Origin of the sequence: Photobacterium jeanii (assembly GCF_001650345.1) — a bacterium.
Classification (GTDB): domain Bacteria; phylum Pseudomonadota; class Gammaproteobacteria; order Enterobacterales; family Vibrionaceae; genus Photobacterium; species Photobacterium jeanii.
In genome coordinates this window covers 207006-225083 of record NZ_LVHF01000025.1, presented here as the reverse complement: position 1 = coordinate 225083, position 18078 = coordinate 207006, and the positions used below count along the sequence as shown (strand labels likewise).

Here is an 18078-nt window from a genome sequence, read left to right as displayed (position 1 = left end):
GCTCGCTATTGTTCCAAAGAGCGGAATTTCTCCCGCAGGTGATTACGAATACCAATTGCCGTCAAGTTCAAACCGATAATCACGGTCACCAATAAAAAAGAGGTGGCATACACCAGTGGACGCGCGGCTTCAACGTTAGGGCTTTGAAAGCCAACATCGTAAATATGATAGCCTAAGTGCATGAACTTTCGATCCAAATGAATGTAAGGAAAGTTACCATCAATCGGTAAGGTCGGCGCCATTTTCACCACCCCGACTAACATCAAAGGTGCCACTTCACCCGCCGCACGTGCCACCGCTAAAATAAGCCCTGTCATGATGGCTGGGCTTGCCATTGGCAATACTATGCGCCACAGAGTTTCAGCTTGGGTTGCACCAAGCGCCAACGAGCCATGTCGCACCGAACTTGGTACTCGCGCAAGCCCCTCTTCGGTCGACACTATCACCACAGGTAGCGTCAAAATCGCCAGCGTCAGTGCCGACCACAAAATCCCCGGCGTACCAAAAGTGGGCGCTGGTAACTGCGCTGAGAAGAATAAATCATCAACCGTGCCACCAACCATATAAACGAAAAAGCCTAAACCAAATACCCCGTATACAATCGACGGTACACCAGCAAGGTTGATCACTGCGACTCGGATCAGCTTGGTAAAGCGGTTACGCCCGGCGTATTCATGCAAATAAATGGCCGCCAGCACTCCAAGCGGGGTCACGATGACACTCATTAGCATGACCATGAACACGGTGCCAAAAATAGCAGGGAACACACCACCTTCGGTATTGGCTTCACGAGGGTCATCACGCAAGAACTTACCCACTTGCTTGAGCCAGTGCATTACCTTTTCAGTGGTAGTTAGATTGTTGGGATACCAAACATCCAGCACCTGCTCGATAGGCAAACGGACTTCTTCACCTGTCATATCTCGCACCACAAACGCATCGCGTTCCAAACGAGACTGAAGGGCAAACAAGTGTTTTTCTAACGCTAAATATTGCTGATTAAGCGCCTCACGTTTAGCTGCAAATTCAGCTTGCTCGGCAGGCGTTAAACTTTGCGCTAATGTCTTTCTGCGCTCTTCAACACGCAGTTCTTCCAGCTGCCAATTGATAGCACTAAAATCTTCTTGTTTGATCCGCGCCATTTCATCGCGCACCACTTGTGCTTGCTCTAGCCCCGCATGCAGCTCACTGACCGGATAACGCTGGTCATCATCGATATAACTCACCGGATAACCGTAAAACTTGCCGTTTTGCTCACGATCAATCACTGCGATGCCATCAGCCAGTTGCTTTTGCTTAATTTGACTCCCCAAGATCGTCATGAAATCGAGCCCAACGCGCTCACGATTACCTATCTTGATTAAATAACGCGGCTCTTTTGGCCCCGCCATCATAGAGACATCAACACCCGCTTCTGCTAATTGGGTAAGCGGGATCATCTGACGTTCGTACACTTCACCAATCACAACTTGTGACTGACCATTTTGCTCAATATCAAACTGGTACACAGGTGCCGGCCAGAAGTAGCTCAGCCCCTTCCAGCCTATCAATAACAATAATCCTAATACTGCAATCAGACTCAAACTCACCGCCCCAGCCGTCAGCCAAATCCACGGTGAGCCTGATTTAATCCATTTACCCATTAATGCTTTTCACGCCATCAGTTATAACGAGCTGTATTTTTCACGCAGACGCTGACGAACCAGCTCCGCAATGGTGTTAAATACAAAGGTAAAAATAAACAACACAAACGCGGCAATGAACAACACTCGATAATGCGAGCTGCCCACTTCCGATTCTGGCATTTCAATCGCGATAGTCGCCGATAAAGTGCGTAACCCTTCCAGTACGTTCCAGTCCATAATTGGGGTGTTACCAGTAGCCATAAGCACAATCATGGTCTCGCCAACCGCACGGCCAAGCCCCATCATAATGGCAGAGAAAATACCTGGGCTTGCCGTTAGCAACACTACCCGAGTTAAGGTTTGCCAGTGCGTTGCCCCTAACGCTAACGAACCGCTGGCAAGGTGACTCGGCACCGAAAAAATCGCGTCTTCAGCAATCGAGAAAATAGTTGGGATCACCGCAAAGCCCATCGCAATCCCCACCACTAAGGCATTACGTTGGTCGTAACCAATGCCCCATTCGTTTGTCAGGAAAACACGAACGTCACCACCAAACCACCATTGCTCCAACCAAGGGCTGATTGTAAAGCAGCCGTACACCATCAATACAATCAACGGCATCAGCAACATGATATGGAGGCCATTTGGAATACCATGTAACCAACGCCCCGGCAGAGCCGACCACACAGCACCTACCAAGAAAATCATCAGCGGAAACATCACTAGGCTCAAGCCAATGCCGACCAAGTTATTCTCCACAATGGGTGCTAACCAAATGCCAGCCAAAAAGCCCAAAATGACGGTTGGTAAAGCTTCCATAATCTCAACCGTCGGTTTGACCATGCTGCGCATTTTCGACGACATGAAATAAGCGGTATAAATCGCGCCAGCAATCGCCAGCGGGATCGCAAAAATCATCGCGTACATCGCCGCTTTCAAGGTACCAAACACGATTGGCACCAAACTTAACTTAGGCTCGAACTCATCACTGGCTGACGTGGACTGCCACACATAATCGGGTTCTGGGTAGCTTTCATACCACACCTGTTGCCACAGCGAGGCAAAGCTAATTTCAGGGTGAGGGTTATCGACGCTAAACACTTGCCAGTTTTCACCATCAACTGCCACTAAACGATCAGCCCGTGGTGATATCGCTAATACCGTGGTTTGCGGATCAAAGTCGTTGACAAAATCCGCCATCTCAAACACTGGCTTGTTAGACGCTGCGTAATACGCCGCTAAGGTGCCGTCTTGTTGCCAAGTAAAGAAGCTTTTACGAAACGACTCTGGCACCAGTTGATTTAACGGGCTTGCTGAAAGGCTGTAATCGCGTACATGGGTCAGTGACCATTTCCCCTCAGCCATTACTTCAAACCATTGCGACACCTGCTCATCACTGGTCGCCACTAATAACGAGTTAGCACCAGATAGCAAGGTGATATTGGTGATCGCCACACCTTGCGGAGCCACGGTCACGCGATCGCGAACAGTCACCTGATTGCCTTCAATCGCCATCACCACCACATTTTGCCCTGTTTGAACATACAAGGTGCGACCATCTGGCGTAAGTGCTAGCCGTTCTATATCGGCAGGTAACTGAGTAAAGGTCATGGCTTGAGAGCGCCACTGCTCAGTGCGCTCACCAAAAGCGTTTACTTGCGCGGTCATCGTCATGCCGACCACGCGTTGGTCTTGGGTGATGCCGACCATGATCCCTTTACCACTCAGAGCGGTGAAGGCAAGTTGGGTTAATGGCTGACCTTGCGGATCAAGTTGTAACGGCTCGGTGCCAACAGGGTAATCCACCGCTGCGGCTAAGGTTTTGGTTCGCCCGACAAATTGGGTTTTAACATTTGGATGTACCACCACCACGCTGCCATCATCGCCACCGTAAGCGTACATTTGATCGCGTGGCAATGACGCGGCAAACACGCTCGGGTTAGCCATTACTTGGATAGTCGGCAGACTATCTGCAATCGGGGTGTCATCTAACGCCACAAAGCTCAGTTCACCTCCCGCAGTAAAGCGATAGGCTAAACTATTTTGCTCTTCGAGCCCCACCGCTACCGTACGTTCGGTGGCTGCCACGGTAAGTTGAGTTAATGGCGTGACTGTTACAGGCTTAAAGCTAGGAAAAATGACATACAGGAGATAAAAGAAGATCAGCACTAACGTCAGTAAAACAAACACCCCACCAGCAATCACGCCCATACGCGCCAACTTATCTTTCAAACGTCGGCTGCGGCTTTCTCCAATGAACAATGTGCTGGCGTCTGCCATTTTTACCTCAATTAGTCGGGGCCAAAAGTCGTGAATTCGGGTGTCTTGACTGCATGCAATCTCAGTATTGCTGCGAGAGATGAAACGTCGGCCAGCAACCAAATGATACTCAGATACAGAATAATATTTCTTTTAGATGACAGTTATGTGACAAGTCAAGTTATCTCGCATAAAGTCTGCCTTTTTCAATAGCTTATATTCATAAAATTGCAATAGTGTGTCACTAGCCGCCCGTCATCATCATAGCGTTAAAAATATACCAACAAATAATGAGATTTTTGATGCCCCTCACCTCTCTACTATCCTATCAACTGGACAGAAGTTAACCACAGTTCTAATAATGAAGTGATACCCCCTCACTCTCGAAAAAGGATAGTCGTATGAAGCACCTCGTTATTACCGTGATCGGCCAAGATCGCCCTGGCTTAGTAGAGCAACTCTCAGAAGCCATCTATCAAAATCACGGTAACTGGCTCAGCAGCAGCTTGAGTAAATTAGCCGGACAGTTCGCGGGGATCTTACACGTTGAAGTGGCTTCTCAACATATCGTGGTGCTACGTAAAGCATTGGAGCAAATTGATGCTTTGCAAATTCAAATTGTTGAAGAACAACACAGCACTCCCCCTGTTTCAGCGCTTCATGCCTGCTGTATCACAGGTAACGATCGCCCCGGTATTGTCAAAGAGGTCACGACCTTACTTAGCCAACTTAACGTCAATATCAACAAGTTAAAAACCGAAGCACACAGCGCACCAAACTGGGGCTACCCAATTTTTACAGCCCATTTTGAACTTGAGCTACCGACTAACCTTGAGCTTGAAACCCTACAAGAAGAACTAGAAAGCTTAGCCGACGATTTGAACGTCGATTTTGATGAAGATCTCATTGCCAGCTAACCCAGCCAAAGGACGATTATGACCACGGACACCCTTTATCTTGATAAAGAACTTAGCTGGCTTTCTTTTAACGAACGCGTATTACAGGAAGCGGCGGATAAATCAGTTCCATTAATTGAAAGGGTGCGCTTTCTGGGGATATTTTCCAGCAACACTGATGAGTTCTATAAAGTGCGGTTTGCCGAAATTAAACGGCGAATATTGATCAACCAAGACCAAGGCGTCGATGATGGTGCCAAGCAACTGTTGAGTAAAATTCAAAGCCGCGCACTCAAAATGAATCAAGATTTCGATGCCCTTTACAGCGACCTCTTACTTGAGATGGCACGGCGCCACATTTTTTTAGTCAGCGAACAACAAATCGACGAGCAACAAGGCCGCTGGTTACGCCGCTATTTTCGCCACCATATTTTGCCGCATATCACCCCGATCATGGTGAACGAAGATACCGACCTGCTGCAATTTCTAAAAGATGAATACTCCTACCTCACGGTCGAAATGCGTCAGCTAAACCGCAAACGCTACGCGCTGTTGGAAATTCCAACCGATCAGCTTCCTCGCTTCATTCAGTTACCAGAGCCCAAAGGCAAGCGCCGCAAAACACTTATTCTATTAGATAACATCATTCGCTTTTGCCTAGACGATATTTTCTGCGGCTTATTTGAATATCAAAGCCTATCGGCGTACTCGATGAAAATCACCCGCGATGCTGAATACGATTTAGGACAAGAGCTAGAACAAAGCCTATTAGAGCAAATGTCGGAAGGGTTAAAGCAACGCCTGACCGCAATGCCCGTGCGCTTTGTATATCAACGCGACATGCCAAGCGAAGTGATCGACGTGCTAAGCAACCTGCTTAAAGTCTCTAATTTCGACAGCATTATTCCCGGTGGCCGTTACCACAACTTTAAAGACTTTATCGGCTTTCCGAATGTGGGTCGCAAGTATTTAGAAAACAAACCGTTACCACCACTCGAAAACCACCATTTCACTCACTCTCGAAACAGTTTCGAAGCCATTAAAGCGCAAGACATCTTGCTCTATTACCCGTACCACACGTTCAACCACATGACGGAGTTTGTCCGCCAAGCATCGTTTGATCCCAAAGTGCGTACCATCAAGATTAATATCTATCGCGTCGCCAAAAACTCACGGATCATCGACTCAATGATCGATGCCGCCAATAACGGCAAGCGAGTTACCGTTGTGGTCGAGCTGCAAGCGCGTTTCGATGAAGAGGCTAATATTGAGTGGGCACGTCGCCTTCGAGAAGCCGGCGTTCACGTTTTATTTGGTGTCCCGGGGCTAAAAATTCACTCCAAACTGTGTTTGATCACCCGTAAAGAAGATAACCAATTGGTGCGCTATGCCCATATTGGTACTGGTAATTTCCACGAAAAAACCGCCCGGATTTATACCGACTTTTCACTCTTTACTAGCGATGAAGCAATCACCAACGAAGTAAAACAAGTCTTTTCATACATTGAAAATCCGTACCGTCCAGTGGAATTTGAACACCTGATTGTGTCGCCCAATAACTCGCGCATGCGGCTGTACGACTTAATTGATCGCGAAATCGCCCATGCCAAACAAAACCTGCCAGCCAGTATCATTCTTAAGGTCAATAATCTGGTTGATAAAGGGCTGATCAATATGTTGTATCAAGCCAGTAATGCCGGTGTGGAGATCGATTTGATCGTACGCGGCATGTGTTCTTTGGTGCCGGGGATCAAAGGGATCAGCGACAATATTCGCGGGATCAGCATCATCGACCGCTTCTTAGAGCACCCTAGAGTCGCGGTGTTTGCGAATAACGGCGACCCCGATGTGATTATTTCATCCGCCGATTGGATGACTCGCAACATCGACAATCGCATCGAAGTGGGCTGTCCCATCAAAGATCCGAACCTCAAAAAAACCATTATCGATATTCTCAATATCCAACTGACCGATACCGTCAAAGCACGAGTATTGGATAAAGAGATGAGCAATCACTATGTCGCCCGTGGTAACCGCCGCAAGGTACGTTCGCAAATCGCCATCTATGATTATTTAAAGCACCAAGAACGCCAATCAAAAAAACAAGCAGAAAAAGCGATAGCTCAGCATGACAGATATCAACACTCCATCACCGCGTGAAATCGCCGCCATTGATATTGGCTCGAACAGTTTTCATATGGTGGTTGCCCGCATCGTAGGGCAAAGCCTGCAAATCATCAGTCGCCATAAACAGCGGGTACATTTGGCATCTGGATTAGACGAGCACCAAAACCTCAACCAAGCCGCGATTCAGCGCGGCTTGAATTGCTTGGCCATGTTTGCCGAACGCCTTCAAGGTTTTGAGCCCGAAAATGTCCGTATTGCTGCAACCTACACCTTACGCCAAGCGCGCAATGTTCATATTTTTCTTAAACGCGCCGAAGGTTTAATCCCCTATCCGATAGAAATCATTCCCGGTACCGAAGAAGCCCGCTTGATTTACCTAGGGGTTGCTCACACCCAACCCGATAGCGGTAAAAAGCTGATCGTCGATATTGGTGGCGGTAGTACCGAACTCGTGATTGGCGATGACTTCAACCCACAACTGGCTTACAGCAAACACATGGGATGCGTGAGCTACAATCAAGAACATTTTAAAAACGCGAAGATCAGTAAAAAGAACTTCAATGCCGCCCAATTAGCAGCCCAACAAAAGATCGAGAGCATCGCCAGTAAATACCAACAATGTGGCTGGGAAACGGCAATTGGTTCATCGGGCACCATTAAAGCCATTCGTGAAGTGCTGATCGCCAAAGGCCACAGTGACGGGGTGATCACCGCCAAACGGCTGCAATGGTTAGAAGAAGAGATTCTAGCGTTTAAAAACAGCGAAGAACTGTCCCTTGATGGTTTGAGTGATGATCGCAAGCCTGTCTTTGCCGCAGGGGTCGCAATACTCAGCGGCGTGTTTAAATCCCTCGCCATCAAAGAAATGATTTTCTCAGATGGGGCACTACGTGAAGGCTTGTTGTATGAAATGGAAGAGCGTTTTCGCCACAGCGATATTCGTACCCGTACCGCTGAAGCCATGGCGCAGCAATACCACATTGATACCGCCCAAGCCGAGCGTGTCCGCACCACAGCTGAAGCTATTTATGCTCAAATCGAAACCCATCCCAGTTTAGCGAAATCAGAGCTACAGCCGCTATTAAGCTGGGGAGCTCTGCTACACGAAGTCGGATTAAGTATCAGCTACCCGGGCTTTCATCGTCATTCGGCCTACCTATTGCGCCACTGCACCATGCCGGGCTTTAACCTTGAACAGCAAACCGTGTTAGCCACCTTGGTACGCTTCCAGCGTAAATCGCTCAAGCTCGAAGAAATGCCGGTTCTCAGTATTTATAAGCGCAAGCACCTCTACCCTTTGATCCGCACCATGCGATTAGCGGTCGCGCTCAATGGACAACGCACCGACACTCCGCTACCTAAGCTAAAAGTAAAAGCCAATAAAGAAGAATGGACGCTAACGCTACCAAGCAATTGGCAACACGATAACAAACTACTAGCGGCCGATTTGATCAAAGAGCAAGAGTATTGGCATAAGGCTGGCTGGCAACTCAACCTTGACCCTAGCCCACACGAACCAGACTGATCCACCTTGAAAAATCACAGCATCTAACAACAAAGCCTCATAACTCTTGGCTATGAGGCTTTGTTATATGGAAACGAAAAAATAGGGCTAGGCCTTGAAGGCGGTTATAGCAAATCCAGCTTGGCGAGATCTTCTTTTACCACTTTAGCTGGCACGGGAACATAACCGTCTTTGGCTACGATTTTCTGACCATCGCTAGAGAGAATAAAGCGGAAAAACTCGGCAACCATTGGCGACAGTGGCTGAGTAGGATGCTTATTGACGTAAATATATAAATAACGCGCTAACGGGTACGCGCCTGAGGCAGAATTTTCAAGCGTGGCTTCGACATAGTCAGTGCCTTTACGGGCAACAGGAATAGCACGGATCCCCGTGGTTTGATAACCAATCCCTGAATAGCCAATACCATTTAACGAAGTTGATACCGACTGCACCACGGAAGCTGAGCCCGGTTGCTCGTTAACGTTATTGCGAAAGTCGCCTTTGCACAGCGCACGTTTCTTGAAATAACCGTAAGTACCCGATACCGAATTACGACCAAACAACTGGATCGTGCGATCTTGCCAACGTCCGCTCAGCCCTAAATCGCCCCAACGCTCAATCGGCGCTTGTCCACCACAACGTAATGTGCGCGAATAAATGGCATCAAGTTGGGCAAAGTTGATCCCTTGCAACGGGTTATCTTCATGAACAAACACCGCTAAGGCATCAATGGCGACCCGAATCGAGGTGGGCTTATAACCATATTCTTGCTCGAAAGCTTCCACTTCACGAGCTTTCATAACACGGCTCATTGGCCCCAGTTGCGCGGTGACTTCTGTCAACGCAGTGGGCGCGGTTGATGAACCTGCAGCTTGCACTTGGATCGTCACATTAGGGTAGCGGCGTTTAAACTCTTCTGCCCAATAAGTCATCAGATTCGCAAGGGTATCCGAACCGACCGACGATAAGGTCCCTGAAATACCGGTGACACGTTGGTAAGGCGGTAGCTCGCCAACGCCATCGGCTTGGCTAACATTTGGGCTTAGACTGATATTCGAGTCTGAGGAAGTTAACGCTGCGACGTTTCCAGCAAAAAAGGCACTTGCCATCAAAGCACCAGCCAACATTGTACGAGCAAATAAAGTACGGCCAGTAGCTAAAACATCAACAACAGATTTTGCGCCAGTCGGTAACACTCTGAACTTCCTTACAATCTAAAAAGCGGCCTCACGACCGCTTAACATGCAACACTCAAACAGTCAGGTCAATGCCTTCTCTTATGCCGCGCGGGACACCAAACGGTTTGGCAACGTAAAAGCAAAGGTTGAGCCTTCACCAACCACACTGCTAATTTCCAACTGTGAATCGTGATGACTCAGCGCATGTTTCACAATTGCCAAGCCTAAACCACTGCCGCCCGTTTCACGAGAGCGCGCTTTATCAACGCGATAAAAACGCTCGGTCAAACGGTGAATATGCTGTTGCTCAATGCCATCACCACTGTCGATCACTTCTAATCGTGGACCATTATTAGCTTGGAACCAACGTACAGTGATCGCAGCATGATCAGGAGTATGCTTAACCGCGTTGTACACCAAATTGGAAATCGCGCTGCGCAATTGATCGTCATCACCAAACACATGCAGTGATTTATCGACCTCAAACGTAAACTCATGACCGCGCTCACCGCTCAGTGATACCGCTTCTTTTTCAAGAATCTCCAGCATCGCTGGCACATCCACTTTTTCTTCCAACGCCACATTTGGCGCAGCTTCAATCTTGGAGAGCGTCAGGAGTTGCTCAACCAAAGAGTTCATTCGCAGCAATTGCTCTGTCATCACCCCGTGGGCTTTATCCCACATAGGTCCCACCAGCATATCTGGGTCTTTCGACATTTCGAGGTAGCCTTGCAGTACCGTCATCGGAGTACGTAGCTCGTGAGAAACGTTCGCAAAGAAGTTACGACGCATACCTTCTAACTGCTTCACCTGCGAAACATCACGCACCACCATCAGGTACTCACCTTCGGTATAGCGCATGATCCGCAGTTCAAGCGTGCGGTCGTAATTAAACGGAGCGGTAATTTCGAGCGGTTGCTCAAAGTCTTTACGGGCAAGGTAGCGCACAAAGTCGGGGCTACGTAGCAGGTTACTGATCGGCTGTCCGGCATCGTCAGGCCAGCGGAAACCCAACAAGTGCTGAGCGAGCTTGTTACACCAAACGATATTACCTTCGCTGCGAAATACGACTACTGCATCGGGTAAGGATTCAGCACCATTACGGAAACGGCGAATTAAGGTGGCGAGCTCTTTGCGGCGACGACGGTTGCGTTGCTGCATGCGGTAGATGCCATTGAAAAGCGGCTCCCAGCTACCGGAGCCTGAAGGTGGAGTGAGGCTGCGCTCTTTCCATAACCAGTTCGACATTTTTAACTGGTGATGGAAGTGCCAACCTAGTTGGATCCAAGTTCCCACCAGCAGAAACCACGACATAGGAACAGAGTCAAAAATCAGCCCCAAGACAACCCAAGGCAGATAAATGATCAGCAGTTCCCACACCAGTTTTTTCCACGATAAGCGTTCTACCATGATGACCTCTAAGCCACCTCAAAGGTCGATTGGGTCGCGCTTGTCGGTGGCAATATGCTAAATCTAAACTCGGGTTGAGAAGCGGTAACCCGCACCGCGCACGGTTTGCACCATTTTATCGTGACCATCCGGCTCTAGTGCTTTGCGTAGGCGACGAATATGCACATCCACGGTACGGTCTTCAACGTACACATTGGTACCCCACACGTTGTTTAATAGCTGTTCACGGCTATAAACACGCTCTTGGTGGGTCATAAAGAAGTGCAGCATTTTAAATTCGGTAGGCCCCATATCGAGCGGCGCTTCATTGGATGTCACGCGGTGTGATACCGGATCTAACTTCAAGCCATGCACATCAATCACATCATCCAACGAAGTTGGCGACACGCGACGCATCACGGCTTTCAAGCGGGCCATTAACTCTTTAGGTGAGAAAGGCTTGGTAATGTAGTCGTCAGCGCCAACTTCAAGCCCTCGAACCTTATCTTCCTCTTCACCACGCGCCGTTAACATCACCACCGGAATTTGGCGGGTCATTTCGTCACGTTTTAGGTGTTTGATCAGATTGATGCCTGAGCCACCTGGCAGCATCCAATCAAGCAGAATAAGTTCTGGGTAGGGTTCGCAAATTTTTTCAAGCGCGCTGTCGTAATCCTCAGCTTCGATAGCTTGATATCCCTTTTGCTCAAGTACGAAACACAACATTTCGCGGATTGGTGCTTCGTCTTCGACTACAAGAATCCGTCTTACCATAGTGATTTTTACCTAATTGTCGTTGCTGTCGTCGGCGACATTATCAGTGTTAATTATGACACTTTTGTGACCTCGTGTAATAAAAGTCATGGTGACCATAAAAAGTAATCTGACATTTACCACACTTTGATAGCAGGCTAATGCTATATACAAATCAGTCAATTAGCCTGCTTATCGGTTTCACCCTAGCCGCGAATAGCGATTTTACTGCGTCCGCCACCTTGCGCTTCGACCGCCACTTGAACCCCGATCCGCTCAACCAAGGTGCCAACGTGAGAAATCACCCCAATTTGACGACCATCGGCTTGCAAGGCATCCAAACAAGCGAGTGCCATTTCCAAGCTATCTGGATCGAGCGTACCAAAGCCTTCATCAATAAACAGTGAGCCCAACTGACGGGTATCCGCCGCCAGTGACGCCAATGCCAATGCCAACGCCAGAGACACCAAGAAACTCTCACCGCCCGATAGCGATTCGACACTACGCACCTCATCGCCCATATCATGGTCAATCACTTGCAACGCCAGCGGGCTATTCGGCACCGGTTGCAATGCGTAACGTGGCGCCAAATCGTGTAAATGTTCATTCGCCAACACCACCAGCTGTTGCAGGGTCAAGCCTTGCGCTAAGGTGCGGAATTTATTACCGGTTGCCGAGCCAATCAGCTCGCTCATTTGCAGCCACAGCTCGGTTTGCTGCTGCTGTGAGGTTAACTTCTCGGTTAACTCGCCTGCTTGCTGTTGGGCTTGCTCGGCTTGTGTTAAACGCTGACGCAACTGGAACACTTGTTCTTCTTGGCTCGATTTGTCCGCATCCCATTGTGTTAATTGCACATTTTGCTGCTCAAGATCATCGGTAAAGGCGTGTTCGTTAAACCAAGCTGTCGCCGCAGCGACTATAGGCTGATGCTCTACCAATGCTTGCTCACGCTCAACCAGCAAGGTTTGCGCTGCCGATACCGCTTGCTCTAGGGCTTTTAATGCTGAGCGCTCTTGGCCAAGCCAATTTTCATCTTTGTTCAGTAGCTCAGTTAACTGCGCCTCATCAAGCCCCAACTTCGCTTGCCATTGCTGCCACGTCGCTTGATGGGTTTGGCACTCAGTCTCAGCCTCTTGCTGTTGCTGCTTAATATTGGCGATATTGGTGGTTGCAGCCGTTAGGGCATCGTGCACTTGGCGTAATTGCGTTTCGGCATCACTCAAGCCTTGCTTGCTCGTCACAAGTGATGCTTTATGGCTCGCTTCCAAGTTTTCAATACTTTGCTCACCGATGAGTGCACAACGTTGTTGCCACACTTGCTCGATGGTTTGATTCAGTTGCGCGAGTGCTTGCTCGGCTTGTTGGCTATCAGCTTGCGCTTGTTGTAACGCTTGTTGCTGTGTCGCCAAAACAGGAGCGAGTTCGGTCAACTGCTTCTCAACCTGCTCTTGGACTTGGTTTTGTTGCTGATAGAAGGCAACCGCTTGTTGCAGTTGATCTAAATACTGCGACTCACCAAGCTGACGCAATTGCTGTAACCACTCATCACTACCAAATACCGCATTCAGCGCACTGTCACGTGCTTGCAGCACTTGTTGCTGAACCTGACTTTGCTGCTCAAGCGAATGTAAGCGTTCTTGCCATTGCGTTGCCTGCTGTTGGTGCTGGTTTAACGCATCTTTCAAGGTGCTTTCTTGCTGTTGTAAACGTTGCAGGAGTTGCTGTTGCTGACGCACTTGATCCATTTGCGCTTGGCGATCATTCAAACTGCGCTGAGTCGCTTGGTAAGCGTCTTGCTGCTGCGTAAGCTGCTGCTGCCAAACTTGGATCTGCGACGTTAGCGAATCAGTCGTCGGCGGTGTTGTTAATACATCGAGCTGTTGCAGTGCTAGCACGCTCGGCTCAACCGCCAATGTGTCCAGTAACGCGGTATTGGTTGCCAACGGCGTACAAAACGCCTGATGCAAACGGCGTAGCTCGGTGATTAAGTCATCCAATCGCGCCTGCAATTTAGGCTGCTGCGCTTGCAAGGTATGTGCTTCGGCTTCCAGTTGCTGGAGTTGCTTACTCAGCGATTCAACATGTTGAATTTGCGCGGTCAAAACGCTCTCTACCAGCGGCTCATCACTTGCATACGGGTGATCGTGCGAGCCACACAGTGGACAGGCTTGGTCTGGTTGCAACTCTGCGCGGTAATCATTCAAGCTCAGCACCGCACGGCTTTGCTGCAACATTGCCTCGGCTTCTTGGTGACGCACTTTCAATGTCTCAAGCTCAGGTGCTAACGCAGCTAGACGTTGCTCTGTGGCTTGTTGATCGCTCAAGACTTGTTGGTGATCAGCATGACGCGCCAGAATTTGCGTCATGTAACCTTGAGCTTCTTTGATAACCGCCATGCCAGATCGCAAGTTATCAAGCTGAGTTTGCAGCTGCTGAAGTTGCTGCTGCTCGTTCACTTGTTGGGTCGACAACGCATCAAAATCCAAACCAGCAAGCTGCTTTTCGCCACTTTGACGTTGCTGATAAAGCTCACTCAACTGCTTATCTAACGACGCTTGTTGTGTTTGCTGATCGCGTTGATCGTATTCGATCTTCTGTTTTTCTTTGCTCAAACTACTGAGCTGGCGATGCGCAGCAAGGTATTGGCTGAGGCTACTTTGTACCGCCTCATATTGTGCCGATACAGCTTTGGTCGTTTGCTGTTGTTCAAAGAAAATCGCCAACTGCTGCTGTTGGTGTTGAAGCTCCGCTTGGCGTTGCTGACTCGCAGTAACCGCTTGCTGCTGGTCATTCACTTGTTGGTGCAATGCTTGCTGGGCACTCTGCTGTTGAGTCAGCTGCTCACGGTGCATGCCAAGCTGTTGATCAAAACTCGCGGCTTGCTTTAATTTCGGCTCAAGCGCTTGCCATGCTTGCTCAATCTCATTAACTGATTGCTTCGCCTGCTCAACAACACGGGTCGCGGATGTTGCTTGGCGCTGCTGCTCATTGACCGCTTGCTCTGCATTCTGCAAGGTCGCAATCAAGTGGCTAATACGCTGCTGTACTTGCTGAAGTAATACAAAATCACCGCGAGCGGGCTGTGCTTGTTCGATTTGCTCTAATTGGAGATAACGGGGTTTGGCTGCGGCTTGCTGCTCGGTTGCCTGTGAGAGCTGATCTTTAGTCGCACTCACACGCTGGGACAATTGTTGCTCAGTCACCATTGCTTGCTGGTGCTGCTTGAACACTTGAATGTTGGCATTGAGTTGCTGCAACGTTTGCTTGAGAGTCGTCAGTTGTTCGTTGAGCGCTTGTTTCTCTTCGTCTGACAGCAGCGCAATATCACCCAACTTGGCTTGTAGTTGATCCAAGTGTTGCTTTTCTTCACGCGCCCGCTCGTAAGCCGCTACCGACAAACGACCGTAAATTTCACCGCCCGTCATTCGTTCCAATAACGCAGCACGCTCATCAGCGCCTGCTTTTAAAAAGGCGGCGAACTCACCTTGCGGCAGCATCACAGCACGACGAAATTGATCGAAGGTTAATCCGACAAGGCGTTCAATTTCGGTTTGTAATTCTTGCTTCTTACCCGCAAAGCGCTGACCCGTTTCAATGTTCTCTAACCATTGCTCAGAAGCTTGAATCCGCCCTTCCGCTCGACCACGCGCCCGGCGAACATGCCAATGGGCACGCCAGTAACTACCATCGTTCGCCACGAAATCAACTTCAGCAAAACCTTCGGCTTTACCGCGCGATAAAATACTGCGGACATCATTAGCCTTAATACGGCTATTGTCGTTATCGCGGCCAATTTCGGCATCGTTTTTCTTATTGGCCTGCAAACGCGGAATGCGGTCGTATAACGCCAAGCAAATAGCATCAAGCAGGGTCGACTTACCCGAACCTGTTTTACCGGTAATGGCAAACAAGCCACTTTCGCCTAAACGACCATCAGCAAAATCAATCTCAAATCCAGACTGAAGACTGGCAAGGTTCTCACCACGTAGCGCTAAAATTTTCATGATTCGTTCAACCCTTAAGATTCTAGTCCGTCATTTTCTTCGACATGGATCAGCAATTCTTCAAATGCCGTTGCCATCGCCGTATTCGGCTCACCGTCATACTTCTTAGCCCAGCTCAGAGCAAAGACTTGCTGTGGTGATACCTCAGACAAACGCTGTTGGTTCAGCGGGTTTTGTTGTTCGGTTTGCTGATAATGCGGGGTGATTTTGGCAAGGCGCACCGCTTTACCGTCAATGGCTTGCAGCACTTTTTCGCGCAGTAAGGCTTGTGGCTGATCGAGCAACACATGCACTTCTAAGAAGGGTTGTTGTTCTCGGGGTAACTCTTCGACTTCAAGGGCTTTTAGCTCAGCTAACACGAGATCCAACGGTGCTGCCTTAGTTGGCACTTTAAGCATATCGACAGTACGGGGAATAAAGATTTGCTCTATCTCTGTTACTGCTTTGCCATCAAGCTCGGTGATCACCACTTGGTGTTTGTAATCACGTTCAGACATCGACAGCGGCAGTGGTGAACCGCTGTAACGAATATGTTCTTGTTTCGCCACACGCTGCGCCAAGTGCAGGTGACCCAGAGCGACATAGTTTATATCATCGGCAAAAATTGAGGCGGGTAGCGCGTGTTGATTGCCGCCAAGCACTCGACGCTCCGACATCTCGGATAGCTTGCCTGACGCCATGTACGCGTGCCCCATACCAATCAAAGCTTGGTTATCACCCTGAAGTTCACGGGCAGTGGCTGTCATTTCTGCGTACAGGGTTTCGACCCCCTTGATCAAGCGATCATCGTCGTCACTCAAATTGTCAGTTCGCAAATCAGCGCTTCGCAAAAACGGCACTGCCAATACCCATGCCGCTTGCTCACCTTGGCTATTGGTCAAAGGCACGAGCATGCGCTCGCAATCCAATGCACCGCTATCATCGCGGTGAATACCGCCAACCATGTGCAAATCAAAAGCTTTAAGCAGCTCATGCGGCGCATCGAGCTTACTTGGTGAGTCGTGGTTACCGCCAATCATGACCACATCCAGCTTCGGCAGGCTTTTCGCCATCCTAGCTAAGAAGCGATACAGCATTCGCCACGCACTCGCAGGCGGGTTAGCGGTATCAAAAATATCTCCTGCCACCAGCAAGGCATCAATCTGATGTTGCTCTAAAGTGTCAGCAAGCCAATCAAGGAAAGCTTGGTGCTCGAAATCACGGCTGTAGCCGTGCAATTGATGGCCGAGATGCCAATCTGAGGTATGGAGAATTTTCATTTGTCGTTTCACGGATCACCCTAAAATTTTCTGCCTTCGATTTTAACCTACTCCCCCTAATAACAAAGAGGCGATACCGAAAAAACCGCAGCAATCGAGCCCGAAATACAATAAGATTGGCAACCTAATGCCCAACCTAGGATTTGTAGCAACCATGATGTGGTTTAAAAACATACTGACCTACCGCTTTACCCGCGAAATTGACCTCAATCCCGATCAACTGGAAAAGCAGTTAGAAGAGTTTCGCTTTACCCCTTGTGGAAGCCAAGACCAGCACAAATTTGGCTGGGCGCATGCTTTAGGTAAGCACGGTGACATGTTCACTCACGTTGCAGGTGACAACATTCTGATTTGTGCACGCAAAGAAGAAAAAATGCTGCCGGCTTCTGTGATCAAAGAATCGATGAACAACAAGATCGAGATGCAAGAAAAAGATCTTGGTCGCAAACTGAAGAAAACAGAAAAAGACACCATCAAAGACGAAATCGTGATGGACTTACTACCACGCGCATTTAGCCGTCATTCACAAACTTACGCGTTGATCATGCCAAAGCTAGGTTATGTAGTGGTTGATGCGGGTAGCTTCAAAAAAGCTGAAGATATGCTGGCGCTGTTACGTAAATCTATCGGTAGCTTGCCAGTGGTTCCGGTTACGCCAGAAAAACCAGCAGAGCTCACGCTAACCGAATGGGTACGCTCAAACGAAAGCCCAACGGGTTTCACCATTGGTGAAGAAGCGGAATTCAAAGCCATGCTTGAAGAAGGCGGTGTGATCCGTTGTAAGCAGCAAGACCTAAGCTGTGATGAGATCCTTGCGCACATCGAAGCTGACAAAGTGGTAACTAAGCTGGCGCTGAACTGGCAAGATCGCATCGACTTTGTTCTGAGCGATGACCTATCAGTTAAACGCTTAAAGTTCAGCGATGAGCTAAAAGATGAAAACGACGATATCGACCGCGAAGATGTAGCACAACGCATCGACGCTGATTTATCGCTAATGTGTGGTGAGTTCTCGGCCTTCCTGCCTAACCTATTTGAAGTGTTAGGCGGCCTTGAAGCCAAAGAGTAAGCGTTGTAAAAC

General features: G+C 48.9%; 11 protein-coding genes. 4 read left to right on the top strand and 7 right to left on the bottom strand.

Features of this window, described 5'->3' with window-relative positions; translation table 11 throughout:
• Positions 1-5: 5 nt before the first annotated feature.
• Positions 6-1643: a phosphate ABC transporter permease PstA gene (pstA, locus tag A3K86_RS11825; RefSeq protein ID WP_068331168.1), complete on the bottom strand. Its 1638-nt coding sequence runs from the start codon at positions 1641-1643 to the stop codon at positions 6-8.
• 21 nt (positions 1644-1664) lie between these two features.
• Complete coding sequence (locus tag A3K86_RS11820) at positions 1665-3905, bottom strand: ABC transporter permease subunit (RefSeq protein ID WP_068331166.1); 2241 nt, start codon at positions 3903-3905, stop codon at positions 1665-1667.
• A 380-nt stretch (positions 3906-4285) separates the two neighbouring features.
• Here A3K86_RS11820 and A3K86_RS11815 point away from each other — a divergent pair, with 380 nt between their 5' ends.
• The 3 genes from A3K86_RS11815 to ppx are packed head-to-tail and all read left to right on the top strand — an operon-like array spanning position 4286 to position 8432.
• Positions 4286-4801: a glycine cleavage system transcriptional repressor gene (locus A3K86_RS11815; protein WP_068331164.1), complete on the top strand. Its 516-nt coding sequence runs from the start codon at positions 4286-4288 to the stop codon at positions 4799-4801.
• 18 nt (positions 4802-4819) lie between these two features.
• Positions 4820-6940, top strand: a complete 2121-nt coding sequence (ppk1, locus tag A3K86_RS11810) for a polyphosphate kinase 1 (RefSeq protein ID WP_068331163.1) — start codon at positions 4820-4822, stop codon at positions 6938-6940.
• Positions 6909-8432: an exopolyphosphatase gene (gene ppx, locus A3K86_RS11805; protein WP_068331161.1), complete on the top strand. Its 1524-nt coding sequence runs from the start codon at positions 6909-6911 to the stop codon at positions 8430-8432. Before ppk1 ends, ppx begins: the two co-directional genes overlap by 32 nt.
• 104 nt (positions 8433-8536) lie before the next feature.
• Here the strand turns inward: ppx and A3K86_RS11800 are convergent, their stop codons facing one another.
• The 5 genes from A3K86_RS11800 to A3K86_RS11780 form a co-directional block, all read right to left on the bottom strand.
• Positions 8537-9523 (bottom strand): PstS family phosphate ABC transporter substrate-binding protein, encoded by a 987-nt coding sequence (locus A3K86_RS11800; protein WP_084406591.1) that lies wholly within the window; start codon positions 9521-9523, stop codon positions 8537-8539.
• Positions 9524-9691: 168 nt separating this feature from the next.
• Entirely contained in the window at positions 9692-11002 is a 1311-nt protein-coding gene (phoR, locus tag A3K86_RS11795) for a phosphate regulon sensor histidine kinase PhoR (protein WP_068331159.1), read from the bottom strand.
• 63 nt (positions 11003-11065) lie between these two features.
• The gene (gene phoB / locus A3K86_RS11790) at positions 11066-11755 is read right to left on the bottom strand and encodes a phosphate regulon transcriptional regulator PhoB (protein WP_068331156.1); all 690 of its coding nucleotides are present in this window, start codon (positions 11753-11755) and stop codon (positions 11066-11068) included.
• A 185-nt stretch (positions 11756-11940) separates the two neighbouring features.
• Positions 11941-15738 (bottom strand): AAA family ATPase, encoded by a 3798-nt coding sequence (locus tag A3K86_RS11785; protein ID WP_068331154.1) that lies wholly within the window; start codon positions 15736-15738, stop codon positions 11941-11943.
• A gap of 14 nt (positions 15739-15752) precedes the next feature.
• Entirely contained in the window at positions 15753-16997 is a 1245-nt protein-coding gene (locus A3K86_RS11780) for an exonuclease SbcCD subunit D C-terminal domain-containing protein (RefSeq protein ID WP_068331152.1), read from the bottom strand.
• Positions 16998-17154: 157 nt separating this feature from the next.
• Here A3K86_RS11780 and rdgC point away from each other — a divergent pair, with 157 nt between their 5' ends.
• Positions 17155-18066, top strand: a complete 912-nt coding sequence (gene rdgC, locus A3K86_RS11775) for a recombination-associated protein RdgC (RefSeq protein WP_198160425.1) — start codon at positions 17155-17157, stop codon at positions 18064-18066.
• Positions 18067-18078: the final 12 nt, after the last annotated feature.